15 protein-coding genes are annotated in these 16,103 nt (G+C 67.3%); 9 read left to right on the top strand and 6 right to left on the bottom strand.

Translation table 11 applies throughout. From position 1 onward, the window contains the following. Window positions 1–775 (top strand): pantoate--beta-alanine ligase (gene panC, locus MIC448_RS15065; RefSeq protein ID WP_036301603.1); only part of this gene is annotated, 775 nt, incomplete at its 5' end. Between the two features lie 89 nt (window positions 776–864). After that, the gene (gene lysS, locus MIC448_RS15060; RefSeq protein ID WP_036301607.1) at window positions 865–2,415 is read left to right on the top strand and encodes a lysine--tRNA ligase; all 1,551 of its coding nucleotides are present in this window, start codon (window positions 865–867) and stop codon (window positions 2,413–2,415) included. 83 nt (window positions 2,416–2,498) lie between these two features. Here lysS and MIC448_RS15055 read toward each other — a convergent pair whose 3' ends face one another. Continuing rightward, on the bottom strand, window positions 2,499–3,623 hold the full coding sequence (locus tag MIC448_RS15055) for a DUF4192 family protein (RefSeq protein WP_036301601.1): 1,125 nt from the start codon (window positions 3,621–3,623) through the stop codon (window positions 2,499–2,501). Between the two features lie 132 nt (window positions 3,624–3,755). Between MIC448_RS15055 and MIC448_RS15050 the strand changes: the two genes are divergently transcribed. From MIC448_RS15050 to MIC448_RS15030, 5 genes are all read left to right on the top strand, one after another. After that, window positions 3,756–3,953, top strand: a complete 198-nt coding sequence (locus MIC448_RS15050; protein WP_036301599.1) for a hypothetical protein — start codon at window positions 3,756–3,758, stop codon at window positions 3,951–3,953. 42 nt (window positions 3,954–3,995) lie between these two features. Further along, complete coding sequence (gene cls / locus MIC448_RS15045) at window positions 3,996–5,462, top strand: cardiolipin synthase (RefSeq protein ID WP_036301597.1); 1,467 nt, start codon at window positions 3,996–3,998, stop codon at window positions 5,460–5,462. 172 nt (window positions 5,463–5,634) lie between these two features. After that, on the top strand, window positions 5,635–6,363 hold the full coding sequence (locus MIC448_RS15040; protein ID WP_051514140.1) for a hypothetical protein: 729 nt from the start codon (window positions 5,635–5,637) through the stop codon (window positions 6,361–6,363). 321 nt (window positions 6,364–6,684) lie between these two features. Continuing rightward, window positions 6,685–9,207, top strand: coding sequence for an ATP-dependent Clp protease ATP-binding subunit (locus MIC448_RS15035; RefSeq protein WP_036301592.1), 2,523 nt, complete (start codon window positions 6,685–6,687; stop codon window positions 9,205–9,207). A gap of 226 nt (window positions 9,208–9,433) precedes the next feature. Beyond that, window positions 9,434–9,940 (top strand): amino-acid N-acetyltransferase, encoded by a 507-nt coding sequence (locus MIC448_RS15030; RefSeq protein ID WP_036301590.1) that lies wholly within the window; start codon window positions 9,434–9,436, stop codon window positions 9,938–9,940. Here the strand turns inward: MIC448_RS15030 and MIC448_RS15025 are convergent, their stop codons facing one another. The 5 genes from MIC448_RS15025 to MIC448_RS15005 form a co-directional block, all read right to left on the bottom strand. After that, a complete protein-coding gene (locus MIC448_RS15025) occupies window positions 9,941–10,759 on the bottom strand; it encodes a mycofactocin-coupled SDR family oxidoreductase (RefSeq protein WP_036301588.1) in 819 nt (272 codons plus the stop codon). It lies immediately after the preceding gene. 78 nt (window positions 10,760–10,837) lie between these two features. After that, a complete protein-coding gene (locus MIC448_RS15020) occupies window positions 10,838–11,551 on the bottom strand; it encodes a VWA domain-containing protein (RefSeq protein WP_199484467.1) in 714 nt (237 codons plus the stop codon). A 267-nt stretch (window positions 11,552–11,818) separates the two neighbouring features. Beyond that, on the bottom strand, window positions 11,819–12,772 hold the full coding sequence (locus MIC448_RS15015) for a MoxR family ATPase (RefSeq protein ID WP_036301584.1): 954 nt from the start codon (window positions 12,770–12,772) through the stop codon (window positions 11,819–11,821). Window positions 12,773–12,819: 47 nt separating this feature from the next. Next, window positions 12,820–13,653 carry a mycofactocin-coupled SDR family oxidoreductase gene (locus tag MIC448_RS15010; RefSeq protein ID WP_081766467.1) on the bottom strand — a complete coding sequence of 278 codons (834 nt, stop codon included), beginning with the start codon at window positions 13,651–13,653 and terminating at the stop codon, window positions 12,820–12,822. A gap of 18 nt (window positions 13,654–13,671) precedes the next feature. Beyond that, window positions 13,672–14,502 carry a mycofactocin-coupled SDR family oxidoreductase gene (locus tag MIC448_RS15005; protein WP_036301581.1) on the bottom strand — a complete coding sequence of 277 codons (831 nt, stop codon included), beginning with the start codon at window positions 14,500–14,502 and terminating at the stop codon, window positions 13,672–13,674. 432 nt (window positions 14,503–14,934) lie between these two features. Between MIC448_RS15005 and MIC448_RS15000 the strand changes: the two genes are divergently transcribed. Continuing rightward, on the top strand, window positions 14,935–15,636 hold the full coding sequence (locus tag MIC448_RS15000; protein WP_051514137.1) for a hypothetical protein: 702 nt from the start codon (window positions 14,935–14,937) through the stop codon (window positions 15,634–15,636). A gap of 81 nt (window positions 15,637–15,717) precedes the next feature. After that, window positions 15,718–16,103 (top strand): hypothetical protein (locus tag MIC448_RS14995; protein ID WP_036301580.1); only part of this gene is annotated, 386 nt, incomplete at its 3' end.

The raw sequence follows: 16,103 nt of genomic DNA, 5'->3' as shown, positions 1-16,103 counted from the left end.
CGCACTCATCTCCACCATCGGCGCGCTCCACGACGGGCACATCGACCTCATCCACCTGGCCCGGGAACGCGCCGACGTCGTGGTGGTATCGGTCTTCGTCAACCCGCTGCGCTTCGCCACGACGAGCGCTTTCGAGGCCTATCCGCGGACGCCCGACGCGGATGCTGCGCTGCTCGAGTCTCTCGGAGTCGACATCGTCTTCGCGCCGAGCGCCGAGGAACTTCTGCCGCACGGGTCGCAGACGACGAAGATCACCGCGGGCGACCTCGGTTTGCGCTTCGAGGGACGTGCCCGGCCGGGCTACTTCGATGGGCTGCTGACGGTCGAGGCGAAGCTCATGAACCTCGTCCGGCCCGACTTCGCCGTCTACGGTCGCCGCGACGCGCAGCGCATCTTCCTTGTCCGCCGCATGGTGCGTGACCTGTACCTCGATGTCGACGTGCTGGAGGCAGACACCGTCCGCGACGACAACGGCCTGCCGATCTCGACCCGTATCGGCATGCTCGAAGAGCGCGATCTCGCGGCGGCAGGCAAGCTCGTGGCCGCCCTCGATGCGGCGGCATCCAACGCCGACCGCGGCATCGACGCGTGCATCGCCGCTGCGCAGTCGTCGCTCATGGGGGAGCAGCGGATCCGGCTCGAGTATCTCAGCGTCGTTGATCCCGAGACCTTTTTGCCCGCCGACGAGGGGCACCAGGGCACGGCTCTCGTGCTGATCGCGGCGACGGTCGCGGGGCACCGGTTCATCGACAATGCCGAGGTCTACATCCGCTGACCCTGAGGCCGATGAGGGTTCCTCCCGCGCGCGGGGGCGCGCGGAGGTGCGCGGATAGACTTGTGTCGACTTTCGAGGAGCCCCCGCAGATGACCGATTCTTCCGTTCCGCCTGCCGTGGCAGCATCCGACGCCTCTGTTCCCGACGGCTTGGCCGACCAGGAAGACGTCTTCGAGCAGAAGGCGGTGCGGCTCGCCAAGCGCGAGCGTCTGCAGGACGAGCGGACGGATGCCGCGGGTGGCGCCTACCCCGTGAGCGTTCCCGTGACCGACACGATCGCGGCGCTCCGCGAGACGTACGGCGAGCTCGAGGCCGACACGGCCACGGGCGTGCGCGCCGCGGTCGCCGGCCGCATCGTCTTCAGTCGCAACACCGGCAAGCTCTGCTTCGCGACGCTCCAGGCCGGCGACGGCAGCCGGATCCAGGCGATGGTGTCGCTCGCGGGGGTCGGTGAGGAGTCCCTGCAGCGCTGGAAGGAGCTCGTCGACCTGGGCGATCACGTCTTCGTCGCCGGTGAGGTCATCTCCAGTCGCCGCGGCGAGCTCTCGATCATGGTCGACGAGTGGCAGATCGCGGCCAAGGCGATCCTGCCGCTGCCGAACATGTACTCCGAGCTCAACGAGGAGAGCCGCGTGCGCGCGCGGTACCTCGACCTGATCGTGCGCGACCAGGCGCGCCAGACGGTGCGGGCCCGCGCGGCGGTCAACGCGAGCCTGCGCGCGACGTTCGCGGCACACGACTTCCTCGAGGTTGAGACGCCGATGCTGCAGGTGCAGCACGGCGGTGCGGCGGCCCGTCCGTTCGTGACGCACTCCAATGCGTTCGACACCGAGTTGTTCCTGCGGATCGCGCCCGAGCTGTTCCTGAAGCGTGCGGTCGTCGGGGGTCTGGATCGGGTCTTCGAGATCAACCGCAACTTCCGCAACGAGGGCGCCGACTCGACCCACAGTCCCGAGTTCGCGATGCTCGAGGCGTACCAGTCGTACTCCGACTACAACGGCATCGCCGACCTGACGCAGGAACTCATCCAGAACGCCGCGCGCGCCGTTTCGGGCTCGACGGTCGTGACCTGGGCCGATGGCACCGAGTACGACCTGGGCGGCGATTGGGACCGCATCTCCATGTACGAGTCGTTGTCGGCGGCGAGCGGGCACGATGTCACTCCTCAGACATCCGTTGACGAACTGCTCGCTCTCGCCGCGGCATCCGGTGTCGACGCGCCCGCGCACGTCACGCACGGCAAGCTGGTCGAGGAGCTGTGGGAGCACTTCGTGAAGGGTGGCCTCGAGCGCCCGACCTTCGTTCTGGACTTCCCGGTCGACACGAGCCCACTCGTGCGGGCCCACCGCTCGATCGAGGGCGTCGTGGAAAAGTGGGATCTCTACATTCGCGGATTCGAATTGGCCACGGGCTACTCCGAACTCGTCGACCCCGTGATCCAGCGTGAGCGCTTCGTCGAGCAAGCCGTTCTGGCCTCGCGGGGGGATGTCGAGGCCATGCGCATCGACGAGGACTTCCTCCGTGCCCTCGAGCACGGCATGCCGCCCTCGGGGGGAATGGGCATGGGGATCGACCGTCTGCTGATGGCGATCACGGGGCTCGGCATCCGCGAGACGATCCTGTTTCCGCTCGTCAAGTAGCGTCATTTCGTATCGACCCTGCGGGTCTCGCTCAATGACCGGCGGGCTGCACGCACTCACTCGCGGGCGAACGCCCACTGCGCTCACTCGCGGGCGAACGCCCACTCTGGCAAGTGCGATGCCGCGCACATGGTCATCACGATTTGCGACAGACCGTGCCCGGGGTCGATCTCGAGCGCTCTCTCGGCGTACCAGCCCGCGTGCGTCGAACCGCCCAGCGCCCAGCTGAGCCACGCTGCCGCAGCCAGGGGTCCCGGCCGAGCATCGCGCGGAGCGGCGGCCGCGATGCGCCGCACGAGGTTGCGCGCGCGGTGCAAGCGACCCGGATCGGGGCGTGGCCCCTCCCCGCAGAACCGAGCGCCGAGCTCGACCGGATATTCGTGGCCCGCCTCCCAGCGCAGTTGAGCGTCGAGGGCGAGCTCGCCGGAGCGGATGTCACCGGCCCACTGCTGTAGGGCCACATCGCGCAAGGCCGGGCGGCACAGACACCACAGCAAAGCGGCACCCGAAAACGCGTCGAGGGCCTCGGTATCCCAGTGGAGCGCGTCCTCCAGCAGCTCCGGAAGATCGTCCAGAGCACCGACCGCCGCGAGCGCTCGGGGGTCCAATCGCGCCAACGAGGGGACATCGGCGTCCTCGGCGTCCGCGGGTGCGGCCAGGAGCACCTCGGCCGCAGCGTCGATCGCGAGGAGAGCCCGCCCGAGTCGTTCCTTCTCGGCCAGGTCGACCTCGGGGAGGTAGGCGCCGGCGCCCTGATCTCCCGTCGGCACCTGCATCGGCAGCTCTGCCTCGCGCTGAAGCACCTCGGAGAGGGGTCGCGCCTCGGCATCCTCGTACGATCCCCACGCGTCGCCGGCGACGCAGAGCGCCTCCACCACCCGCAGACCGCAGACATGCGCCCGCTTCTCGAGCGCCGCGACGAGCTTCTGCCACGCGATCGGGCCCGATGGGTCGTCACGGAAACCCCCGTCCGTGTAGATGACGATCGCAATGCCGTCGATGCGGTCGACCTTGCAGGCGAGCCCGATCGTGGTCGAGGCCATCGCTTCGACCGCATCGGGGTCCGGCAGGTCGTAGCGCATGACGCCCGCGGTGCGTTTGCCGCGGAACAGCACGAGAGCGAGGCTCTGGCGGGGGCGATACCCGGCCAGGGCGGGAACGAGGGCGAGAAAGTCTGCGGCGTCGGAGGCCTTGATGATTGTGGGCATGCGGCCAGCGTGGCGTGCGGGCTCCTGCCGCGAGCGGCCGAAAGGCGGAATCGGGGGACGACCGGCTCCGCGACGTGCTGTTGAGGAGACATCCGAACGTCCGTCGCTTCTCCGCAGACGTATCCTGGAGGGGTGGAAGGCTACTGGGCGGCACTGATCTGGTCGATACTGCCGACCCTCGTGGTCTCGGCGGTTTTCTTCTTCGTGCTGCGCGGCATCATTCGCATGGACCGCACCGAGCGCCGCGTCTACGCCCAGATCGAGGCTGAAGAGCGCGCAAAGCGGGGCATGGCTCCCGCGCCGGAAGACCCGCGTCCCGCGGCACCCTGACCCGCCCCGCTACGCTGAGCACGAGCCGGCGGAGGGAAACGGGTGCTCGTCCTCAATTTCGATGTCACGTGGTGGCTGGTCGCCGTCCTCATTTTCGACCTCACCATCCGCATCTGGGCGATCATCGTCATTCCGCGGAACCGCCGCCCCACAGCGGCGACGGCCTGGTTGCTGGCCATCTACTTCATCCCGTTCATCGGGCTGCTGCTCTTCTTCCTGATCGGTAACCCTCGTCTGCCGCGTGTTCGCCGCCGCAAGCAGCGCCAGATCAACGAGTACATCCACGACGCGACCGAGAACCTCGAGTTCGGGTCGTTGCGCCCGGATGCTCCGGCGTGGTTCACATCGCTGGTCACCATGAATCGCAACCTGGGTGCGATGCCCCTGGCCGGCGACAACACCGTGACGCTGATCGCCGAGTATCAGCAGAGTCTTGACGCGATGGCCGACGCGGTTCGCGCAGCCGAGCACTACGCGCACGTCGAGTTCTACATCCTGCAGGCGGATGCCGCGACCGACAACCTGTTCCGGGCCATGGAAGAGGCGTGCGCCCGCGGGATCACGGTGCGCGTGCTGCTGGACCACTGGGCCAATCGCGGCAAACCCAACTACAAGGCGACGCTGAAGCGGCTCGACGCGATGGGTGCTCAGTGGCACTTGATGCTTCCCGTGCAGCCGTTCAAGGGCAAGTACCAGCGTCCCGACCTGCGCAACCACCGCAAGCTCCTGGTCGTCGACGGCAACGTCGCGTTCATGGGCTCGCAGAACGTCACCGACTCGACCTATAACCTGCCCAAGAACATTCGCCGAGGCCTGCACTGGGTCGACCTGATGGTGCGGTTGCAGGGGCCGGTCGTCGCGAGCGTCAACGCCGTGTTCCTCTCGGACTGGTACAGCGAGACCGACGAAGAACTCTCCGCCGAGTTCGACCTCGAGAACCTCGATACGGGACCGGGCGATCTCGATGCTCAGGTCGTGCCATCCGGTCCGGGATTCGACTCCGAGAACAACCTGCGCCTCTTCCTCGGGCTGCTCTACGCGGCCGAGCGCAAGGTCATCATCGTGAGCCCCTACTTCGTGCCGGACGAGTCGTTGCTGCTGGCGGTGACGACCGCGTGTCACCGCGGCGTGCACGTCGAACTCTTCGTCAGCGAAGAGGGCGATCAGGCCATCGTCTACCACGCGCAGCGCAGCTACTACGAGGCACTGTTGCGCGCGGGCGTGAAGATCTGGATGTACCGGAAGCCCTTCATCCTGCATTCCAAGAGCCTGACGATCGACGATGAGACCGCTGTGATCGGCTCGAGCAACATGGACATGCGCTCGTTCGGTTTGAACATGGAGATCTCGCTGCTGGTTCGTGGCAGCGAGTTCGCGGATCAGATGCGTGCCGTCGAGGACCGGTACCGGTCGCTCAGCCGCGAGCTGACTCTCGAAGAGTGGAAGCAACAGCCCCTCCGCTCGACGGTGCTCGACAACCTGGCGCGACTGACCTCGGCCCTGCAGTAGGAACGGGGCCCGTTTTCGGGTCGTTCGAGCGTTACCGACTTGAGTGGCGATCGTTATCGCGCTGTCACCGTCTTCGCGTGATGCGTCCGGTGTGATCGGTCAGGATGGATGAGCGGACGACAGCACGCCCGCAGGGTACGGGACGAGGCATCCCGCCCGGAGAGGTTTCATCGTGGCTGTTCGGAAAGCACTCACCGCGCTCAGCGCCGGAGCGGTCGCGCTCCTCGTGCTTGCGGGCTGCACGGCCACGCCCGCGTCGCCGGGAAGCAGCAGCTCCGTACCCGCCGACGGTGCTGTCTCTGACGTCGAGGTCGATGCGACCTGGCTCGACGACGGCCGGATGATCGGCATCATCACCTACGGGTCGTCGACCTGCATCCCGGTCGTCGAAGATGCGGCGCTGCAGGACAACGGCACCTTCGCCGTCATCCTCGCCGACGCCGATACCGACGACGTGTGCACGGCGGACATGGTTCCGCGGGTGACCCTCGTCGAGGCGCTCCCAGACATGGACCCCGCGGTGGACCTCGAGATCACGATCGCGGGCGACGGATTCACGGGCGACACCGACCTCGACGGCGTGCAGGGACTCGACCCCACCAATACGGCCTCGGAGTACGCACCGAGCGCCGGATGGATCGACGAGGACGACTCCTTCGTGCTCGTGACCTGGGGCAGCTCGACGTGCGTTCCGGTCGTCGCTTCGACAGAGGTCGTGGCACCGTCCGAGGTGACGGTCACGTTCGTCGACCCTCCGGCCGACCAGGTCTGCACCATGGACATGGTGCCTCGCGCGCTGATCACGTCGGTATCCGGTCTCGACGAAGACGAGGGCGTCACGGCCGTGCTCGTCGGGGACGACTTCGACGGGCTGCGCGTTCCGATCTACGGCTCCAACTAGACCGCGCGCGGGGGAGCGGCAACGGCGCCGTCCCCGCGCGTCTTTCGCCGGGCGGCCTTGGCGTGCCCGGCCTATCTGCGCGGTCGCCCACCCGAGCCATCCGTCGCCGAAACACCTCTCGTGCGACGAAACACCCACTGGCGCGGGGTGTTTCGTCGCGGCAGAGGCGTTTGGGACGTCGGCCGTTCACGCGCCGACCCGTCAAGCGCGTAAAGCGTCACGCCCACGGCGAACACCGGCTCACGGCATCCGTCCGCTGGTTACCCTCGATGTAACACGCGAGCCGTAGGGACGCGTGCGGCCGATGCCGAGGAGCCTGCAATGTTCGAGAGATTTACCGACCGTGCCCGACGTGTGGTTGTGCTCGCCCAAGAAGAGGCGAAGATGCTCAACCACAACTACATCGGTACCGAGCACATCCTGCTCGGCCTGATCCACGAGGGCGAGGGAGTCGCCGCCAAGGCGCTCGAGTCCCTCGGCATCTCGCTCGATGCCGTCCGTGAGCAGGTTCAGGACATCATCGGCCAGGGCCAGCAGCAGCCGACGGGTCACATCCCGTTCACGCCGCGCGCCAAGAAGGTGCTCGAGCTTTCGCTTCGCGAAGCCCTGCAGCTCGGCCACAACTACATCGGCACCGAGCACATCCTGCTCGGGCTCATTCGCGAGGGCGAGGGCGTTGCCGCCCAGGTGCTGGTCAAGCTCGGCGCCGACCTGAACAAGGTGCGCCAGCAGGTCATCCAGCTGCTCTCGGGTTACCAGGGCAAGGAGCCTGCCGCCGTCAGCGGTGCCGCGAACGAGACCCAGGCCGCGCAGGGCGGATCCGCCGTGCTCGACCAGTTCGGCCGCAACCTCACGCAGGCCGCCCGCGACAACAAGCTCGACCCCGTGATCGGGCGCGAGAAAGAGATCGAGCGGGTCATGCAGATCCTCTCGCGCCGCTCGAAGAACAACCCCGTGCTGATCGGCGAGCCCGGCGTCGGCAAGACCGCCGTCGTCGAGGGACTTGCTCAGGCCATCGTCAAGGGCGACGTGCCCGAGACGCTCAAGGACAAGCAGGTCTACTCGCTCGACCTCGGCTCGCTCATCGCCGGATCCCGCTACCGCGGTGACTTCGAAGAGCGCCTCAAGAAGGTCACGAAAGAGATCCGCACGCGCGGTGACATCATCGTCTTCATCGACGAGATCCACACCCTCGTGGGTGCGGGGGCCGCCGAGGGCGCGATCGACGCCGCATCCATCCTCAAGCCGCTCCTCGCCCGCGGAGAGCTGCAGACGATCGGTGCGACCACGCTCGACGAGTACCGCAAGCACTTCGAGAAGGATGCTGCGCTCGAGCGCCGCTTCCAGCCGATCCAGGTCGCCGAGCCGTCGCTGCCCCACACGATCAACATCCTCAAGGGGCTGCGCGATCGCTACGAGACGCACCACAAGGTGCAGATCACGGACGGCGCGATCGTCGCCGCGGCGAACCTCGCCGATCGCTACGTCGCCGACCGCTTCCTGCCTGACAAGGCGATCGACCTGATCGACGAGGCCGGCGCACGCCTGCGTCTGTCGATCCTGTCGTCGCCCCCCGAGCTGCGGGAGTTCGACGACAAGATCGCGGCCGTCCGTGCGCAGAAGGAGGAGGCCTCCGAGGAGCAGGACTTCGAGAAGGCAGCCGGCCTGCGCGACGAAGAGAAGTCCCTCCTCGCCGAGCGTCTGCGCCTCGAGAAGCAGTGGCGCTCGGGCGACGTTGCGTCCCACGCGGTCGTCGACGAGGGCCTGATCGCCGAGGTCTTGGCTCAGGCGACCGGAATCCCGGTCTTCAAGCTGACCGAGGAAGAGACCAGCCGTCTTGTCTTCATGGAGAAGGCGCTGCACCAGCGCGTCATCGGCCAGGAAGAGGCGATCGCGGCACTGTCGAAGACGATCCGTCGTCAGCGTGCGGGCCTCAAGGACCCGAAGCGCCCCTCGGGCTCGTTCATCTTCGCCGGCCCCACGGGTGTCGGAAAGACCGAGCTCGCCAAGGCGCTCGCCGAGTTCTTGTTCGACGACGAGGGCGCGCTGATCTCGCTCGACATGTCGGAGTTCGGTGAGAAGCACACCGTCTCGCGTCTGTTCGGTGCCCCTCCGGGCTTCGTCGGATTCGAAGAGGGCGGCCAGCTCACCGAGAAGGTGCGTCGCAAGCCGTTCTCGGTCGTGCTCTTCGACGAGATCGAGAAGGCCCACCCCGACATCTTCAACTCGCTGCTGCAGATCCTCGAAGAGGGTCGCCTGACCGACGGTCAGGGTCGCGTCGTCGACTTCAAGAACACGGTGATCATCATGACCACCAACCTCGGATCGTCGGCCATCGCCGGTGGACCCGTCGGGTTCCAGGTCGAGGGTGACGCGCAGACGAGCTACGACCGGATGAAGGGCAAGGTCGACGAAGAGCTGAAGCGCCACTTCAAGCCCGAGTTCCTGAACCGTCTCGACGACGTCATCGTGTTCCCGCAGCTGTCCAAGCCGGAGCTCGTGCAGATCGTGGATCTGTTCACCAAGCGCCTGGCCGATCGCCTGCTGGATCGCGACATGACGATCAAGCTGTCGCAGCCGGCGAAGGAGCGCCTGATCGAGATCGGGTTCGACCCGACCCTCGGTGCTCGCCCGCTGCGTCGAGCGATGCAGCACGAGATCGAGGACCGTCTCAGCGAGCGCATCCTGCACGGCGAGCTGAACCCCGGCGACCACATCACTGTTGACGTCGAGAGCGGCGAGTTCGTGTTCGAGACCAAGCCGCGCGGCGACAAGGTCGCGGTCGGCGTGACCTCGGCGGGCGAGATCTCGTCCACGCCGGACCTCGCGATCACGAGCGACTGAATCGGCCCGGGTTTCGACCCGGACACACGAAGAGCGGATGCCTGAGGCATCCGCTCTTCGTCGTTTGCGGACACTCTGGTGTTCGCAATTCAGTCCCTGCGAGTGACGGACGGCCCGCGGCTGCCGTCGTTCCAGGGACCGGCTGGAGTGGCGCCGGTGCGCAGACTGAATTGTGAACGCGAGGCGCGGCAGACCGGCGCAACAGGTGCGGGGATAGGCTGAGTGGATGGCTGAGTTCAGGGTGCGGGCGGCGCGGACGACCGACGTCGTCGGCATCCGCGACATGCTCGAGCCCTTCGTGCAGCGCCGCATCCTGCTCGGCAAAGACCTGGTCGTGCTCTACGAATCGGTTCAGCAGTTCGTCGTGGCCGAGGTCGACGGGCAGCTGGTCGGTTGCGGAGCCCTGCACGTCATGTGGGAGGACCTCGGCGAGGTGCGCACCCTCATCGTGACGGACGACTGGCTGCACCGCGGTGTCGGCCGCGCGATCGTCGAGGCGCTCGAGAACAACGCCCGGCAGCTCGGATTGACGCGTCTGTTCTGTCTGACGTTCGAGGTCGACTTCTTCTCGGCCCGCGGCTTCACGACCATCGGCGAGCAGGTCGTGCCGCCGGACGTCTATTCGCAGTTGCTCCGCAGCCCCGACGAAGGTGTGGCCGAATTCCTCGACCTCGCACACGTCAAGCCGAACACCCTCGGCAACACCCGGATGCTCAAAACGCTCTCGTTCTGATCAGAACATGTGCATGCCCTGATCAATGCTGAGGTGCTCGGACGTGATCAGGCGAGCGTCATCGGACACCAGGAACGCCACCGCGTTGGCGATGTCTTCCGGCTCGGCGGCGTACACCGGGAGGAAGGGCGTACCCATGCCGTTCAGCGTCGGGGACGTCTCGGCAGCCGTGGTCAGGGCATCGATCATGGTGCCCGACCCCATGGGGGTGTTGACGCCGCCTGGGTGGATGCTGTTGACACGGATGTTGTGGCGCCCGAGTTCTGCGGCAAAGGCGCGGGCCATCCCGGTGACGGCGTGCTTGCTGGCGGTGTAGTGCACCATGAACGGTTGCATCTTCTTGCCGGCGTACGAGCTGGTGAGGACGATCGCGCCACCTCGACCGCCCGCGATGATGTGCGGGGCACCCGCGACGACGCTGTTGAAGACGCCGTCGACGTTGGTCTCCATCGTGAAGCGGAACGTCTCGGGGGTGATCGCATCCCAGGCTTCGGGGATGCAGATGCCGGCGTTGGCGACGACGATGTCGAGGCCGCCCAGCGCGGCGACTCCTTCGTCGACGGCCGCTCGTAGAGCCGCGCCGTCGCGCACGTCGGCAATCGTGGCGACGATGCGACGGTCTTCTGCCTCGACCAGTCGCACGGTTTCGGCGAGGTCTTCGGGGGTGGGGGAGTCGTACGGCACGTGGTCAATGTGACCGGCGAGGTCGACGGCGATGATATCCGCCCCCTCGCGCGCCAGCTTGACGGCGTGCGCCCTGCCTTGACCTCTCGCCGCGCCGGTGATGAATGCCACTTTGCCCTGCAGTCGACCAGTCATGGTTGTGACCTCTCTGTCAGATTTCGAAGCTCGTCATTGAGCCGTCCCTCGGATTATGGCACCGGGTGCACTAAGAAGCTACGAGCCGAAGATCCGCCCGATTGCGGGCGCAACATCTCGGTGTCCGTGCACGACGCGGCACGTGCCGCGCCCCCGCGCGGCGAGTTCTCGACCGAGTTCGACGTCCTTCTCGCCGGTCGCGTCGAGGAGTACGTCGAGCCGCGGAAGTCGTGCCGCGAGCGGACGCGGATCGGGGCCGGCGTTGTGAACGCAGTCCGAGAGCAGGAGCACGCGCGCATCGCGGGCCGGGACCCGCGCAAGCTGCCGGGACGCAACCTCCAGGGGGAACGCGATGTTCGTCAGCCCCCGCGCGGGGATCCGCAGGATGGTGTCGACGATCTCGGCGGAATTGACGGGTGACCCAAGGGGGAGGAGTACCGCCGCATCCGACCAGAACGCCACGAGACCCAGGTCGTCGTGGGACAGCTCCGCGGACAGTGCGCCGACCGTGGCGGCTGCCGTCTTGATCCGCTCGCCCCGCATCGACCCCGAGACATCGACCAGCAGCACAACCGAACGCCGCGCGCGCACCCGTTCTCGGACGACGATGTCCTCGTCGTCGGGGACAGGACGCTCGGCGAGCACCTCGATGGTCCGGTCGAGGTCGATGTCGTCCGAGGCGCCGCGGTAGGGCACGCTCACAAGGTTGCCGACGCCGCGTCGCGCGGTGGCATCACGACGCGGGCGTGGCACGGCAAGTCGCGCCGCGATCTCGCGGGCACGCGCGCGCACCGATGGATCCACCTCGACCGTTTCGTCGGGGACCGGGACCAGCGCCCCGGTCTCGTCCGTCTCGCCTCGGGCCGTTCCCCCGGGCGGCGCCGCAGCTCCCCGGCGCGGCGGTCCACTTCCACGCAGAACCATCCCCCCGGCGCCCGATGATGCCTCGAAGAGTGTGGGAGGCGCGTCGAGCTGCTTTGGCTTGCGGCGGAACGGTACCCCTCGCGTCGGTGTCGAGCGCCGGGCGCCTCGCACGGGCGTATCGGCGGCAACGTCTCTTCAACCCGGATCGGCGCGGTGGGGTTCGAGGATGAACCGGTCCTCCCAGATCTCGCGGAGCACGCGCTCGGGCGTCGTGTCGAGCGCTTCGTCGAGGTGGATGCGCCCGGAGAGGGCCACGATCATCGCGTCGTAGACGAGTTCGGGGTAGTCGGGTGAGTCGGGATCGTTGAGGTCGCGGAGCGCCGCCAAGCGCAACGCCACGAGGACGGTGTCGATCGCGCCGCGCACGCTCGACCCCTGACGGATGTCGGGATGGTTGCGTGTCGCCCGCGTCACGGCGACGGCGTCGCGCACGAGGCGTGCGCCGAGAGGGGCGGTGCCCCCGGCATCTGCGCCGGTGCGCAGGATCACGATGCGCTCTTCGGCATCCGAATCCTGATAGTCGACGGCCAGGCGATTCAGACGATCGTGCACGCTGGTCGACAGCCGCGTCGTACCGACGTTGTCGTACGGGTTCATCGACGCAATCACGCGGAACGTCGGTTCGGCGCGGATGCGCCCGACCCGCGGGATCGCGAGCGAGCGATCGGCCATCGCCGTCAGGAGCGTGTTGAGCGTGTCTTCCGGTGCGCGATTGAACTCTTCGATGTAGAGGAAACCACCCCGCTGCATCGCCTCGACGAGCGGACCGGGCACGAAGTTATCCGCCGAATAATCCTCGCGCAGCACGCGCGCGGGGTTGTGATGCCCGACGAGCTTCGCGGGCGTCAGGTCGGCGTTGCCCTCGACGAAGAGCAGAGGGATGCCCCATTCTTCGGTGATCGCGCCGAGGATCGTCGTCTTGCTCGTGCCCGGAGGGCCCTCGAGCACGATGTCCCGTCCCGCGGCGACGGCCGCGAGCGTGAGCTCCAACTCACGCTCGCGGCCGACGAGGTGGCGGGCGATGCGCTCGCGGCTGCGCTGGAGCCCGGCGGCGTCCGTCGGTGCCGTCGCGACCTCGTCCACTGTCATTTCACGAGGCCTGTCATTTCACGAGGCCTGTCATTTCACGGGGCCCGTCATTTCTGCGTGGATCCCGCGTCGACCGGCAGCATGACTCCCGTCACGTAGCGCGACTCGTCCGATGCCAGCCACAGCACAGCGTTGGAGATGTCTACCGGCTCAACCCACGGAATCGGCAGCGCGTTGAGCGACTGGAACCGAGCGCCCAGCGTCTCGCGCGTGCGCTCTTCGACCGGGAGATCCGGGGCGAAGAGCGCGTACAGCGAGTCGTTCTGGATCATGTCGGTGTCGACGCTCGTGGGGTGGACCGAGTTGACCCGGATGAAGTCCGGAGCCAGCTCGAGCGCGAGGGTGCGCATGATCCCCACCACGCCGTGCTTGGCGGCGACGTAGTGCACGAAGTTCGGGAATCCCTTGATCCCCGCCGTCGAGCTCGTCAGGATCATCGACCCCCCGCCAGCCGCCCTCAGGTGCGGGATCGCCGCCTTGGCGGTGTGCCAGACACCGGTGAGGTTGACGCCGATCATGTCGTTCCACGCCGTGTCCGTCAGTTCTTCCGCGGTCGCGTTGGAGAAGATCCCGGCGTTCGCGCTGACGATGTCGACCCGCCCGAGCTGAGCGACCCCCTCGTCAACCGCGGCGCTCAGCGCGTCGTAGTCGCGTACGTCGGCCTCGCTGGCGACGATCCGTCGGTCGAGCGCCTCGACCTGGCGCACGGTTTCGGCGAGATCCTCGGCCGTCGCCATTCCATACGGCACCGTTTCGATCTGCTTCGAGATGTCGATCGCGATGATGTCGGCGCCCTCCTGCGCCATCCGCAGAGCGTGGGCGCGTCCCTGGCCACGGGCGGCTCCGGTGATGAAGGCGACTTTGCCATCCAGTCTTCCCATGATGTTCTCTTCCTCTCGCTACTTCGCGTTGGCGCCGGCGTCTACCGGCAGGGCGACGCCCGTGACGTAGCGGGCCTCGTCGGAGGCGAGCCACAACACGGCGTTGGAGATGTCGACCGCTTCGACCCAAGGGATCGGCAGGGCATTGATCATGGTTGCTGCCGCCTTGAAGTCCTCCACCCCGGGGTTCTCGATGTCCGGCCGGAACAGCCGGAAGGTCGCCTCGTTGTTGACCATCGGTGTGTCCACGACCGTGGGGTGCACGCTGTTGACGCGGATCATGTCCGGCGCCAGCTCCAGGGCGAGCGTGCGCATGAGTCCCACGACCCCGTGTTTGGCCGAGACGTAGTGGGCGATGTTCGGGAACGCGAAGAGCCCCGCGTCCGAACTCGTGAGAATCATGGACCCGCCGCCGGCAGCCTTCAGATGCGGGATCGCGGCCTTGCACGTACGCCATACCCCGTTCAGGTTGACGTCGATCATGTCGAGCCAGATCTCTTCCGACAGATCCTGCGCCGGGGCCATCGAGGTGGAGATCCCGGCGTTGGCACAGACGATGTTGAGTCGGCCCAGTTCGGCGACGCCCGCCTCGAGAGCGGCGTTCAATCCCGACTGATCGCGTACGTCGGCCTTGCGGGCCACGATCCTGCGGTCGAGAGCCTCGACTTGCGCGACGGTTTCTGCGAGGTCTTCCTCGGTCGCGGGCCCGTAGGGCGCCCCGGGGATCTCCTCGAGGACGTCGACAGCGATGATGTCGGCTCCCTCTTGTGCCAGCCTCACGGCGTGCGAGCGACCTTGCCCGCGCGCCGCTCCTGTGATGAAGGCGACTTTGCCTTCGACCCTTCCCATAACCTGCTCCTCTCTCTTCTCGCGCTACGGCGAGCCTCTTTTCGGTTGTGAGGTCACGAGACCGGCGCGGCACATCGTCGGGCCGCGGAGGAAGTCGGAGTTGGGGTCTCAGGCGGTGCGGGCGCCTCCGGTTGGGGCGTGACACGGCCGGGCAGCGCATCGGGCTGCAGGCGAAACGAGGGAGCGCAGGGGGTTCGCCGAAGGCTCAGGCTGTGACGGCGTCGTCTGCGAATCCATCGGATGCTCCTTGTGGGCGGACATCTGCGTCGCGCCCTGCGGGTGTAACCGATGCTAATGACACTCGGTGCCGAATGGAAGGGCATAGGCGCAACCCCGAACCCGACCCGCAACCCGAGCCGGTGGGCGCACCGGGTGTCACGTCGGAGGGCGTGCCGCGCCGGGGACGGACCGACCCGCGCTTAGCCTGAAGGCATGAGCAGCGAAGGCACGCGACGGCGTCGTCCGTCGCCCGCGGTGTATCGGCGGCGACGGGCCGTCGTCTTGATCGGGTTGCTCGTGATCGTCGCCCTCGTCGTGTGGTTGCTCGTCGCGCAACCGTGGCGCGGATCCGCCGAATCGACGACCCCGGCGGCAAGCCAGAGTTCGCCGTCGCCCTCGCCGAGCGACACCACACCGACGCTGCCTGATCCTGCTGCGACGGGTGGCTCCAATCCCGCGGATGCCCTTCCGGAAGAAGTGGCGACGGATGCTGCAGCCGAACTGACCCCCGAGGCTTGCGCTGCAGACAGCGTGCTGGTCGAGGCGCTGACGGACAAAGAGTCGTACGCGGCGGGGGAGGTCCCCCAGCTGAGCATCCGTCTCACGAACACCAGCGCCACCCCGTGCACGATCAACGTCGGCACGACGCAGCAGAGCTTCACGATCACGAGCGGCAACGACGCGTGGTGGCGTTCGACCGACTGCCAGGCTGCACCGAGCGACATGGTCGTCACGCTGACGGCCGGGCAGGTCGTCGAGAGTTCGGCGCCGATCGCGTGGGACCGCACTCGCTCATCCGTCGACACCTGCGAGGGCGATCGACAGCGTGCGCCGGGTGGGGGAGCGTCGTATCACCTGGATGTGTCGATCGGCGGGATCCCGTCGCAGACGTCGCGACAGATCCTGCTCTACTGACGCCCCGGCTACCCTGGAGGGGTGGCACGACAGAGCGGTAGACCCGGCAAGAGCGGCAAACCCGGCAAATCCGAGGGGCGCGTGAAGAAGGCGGGCGCCGCGACTTTCCGATCTGAGGCGCTGGCTCAGGCGCTCGCGAAGCAGGACATGGCGGCGGTCGCCCTGGCGCTGCGGAACGGCAACACGGTCGTGCCCTTGATGGCGCCGACAGACCGCGACAATCCGCTCGATGTCGGCGAGGTCTGGACCTACCGCGACCCGAACACGGGCGAAATCGCGCTTCTGCTGTTCAGCGACGCGGCACACAAGCCCGAGAACCTGCCGCCCGCGATCGGCCTGCAGTCACCCGGCTGGTTGCTCGCATTTCTGCGAACGCATCGCGATGCAATCACGACGGTGTTTCTCGACATCGCGGGTCCGCACCCGATGCAGGCTTCGCCTGCGGACCTGATCGACGCCCTCGCCGC

It is taken from the genome of Microbacterium sp. C448, assembly GCF_000582705.2.
Lineage (GTDB): Bacteria > Actinomycetota > Actinomycetes > Actinomycetales > Microbacteriaceae > Microbacterium > Microbacterium lacus_A.
The sequence above is the reverse complement of the archived record's forward strand: the minus strand, read 5'-3'. Positions and strand labels throughout refer to the sequence as shown.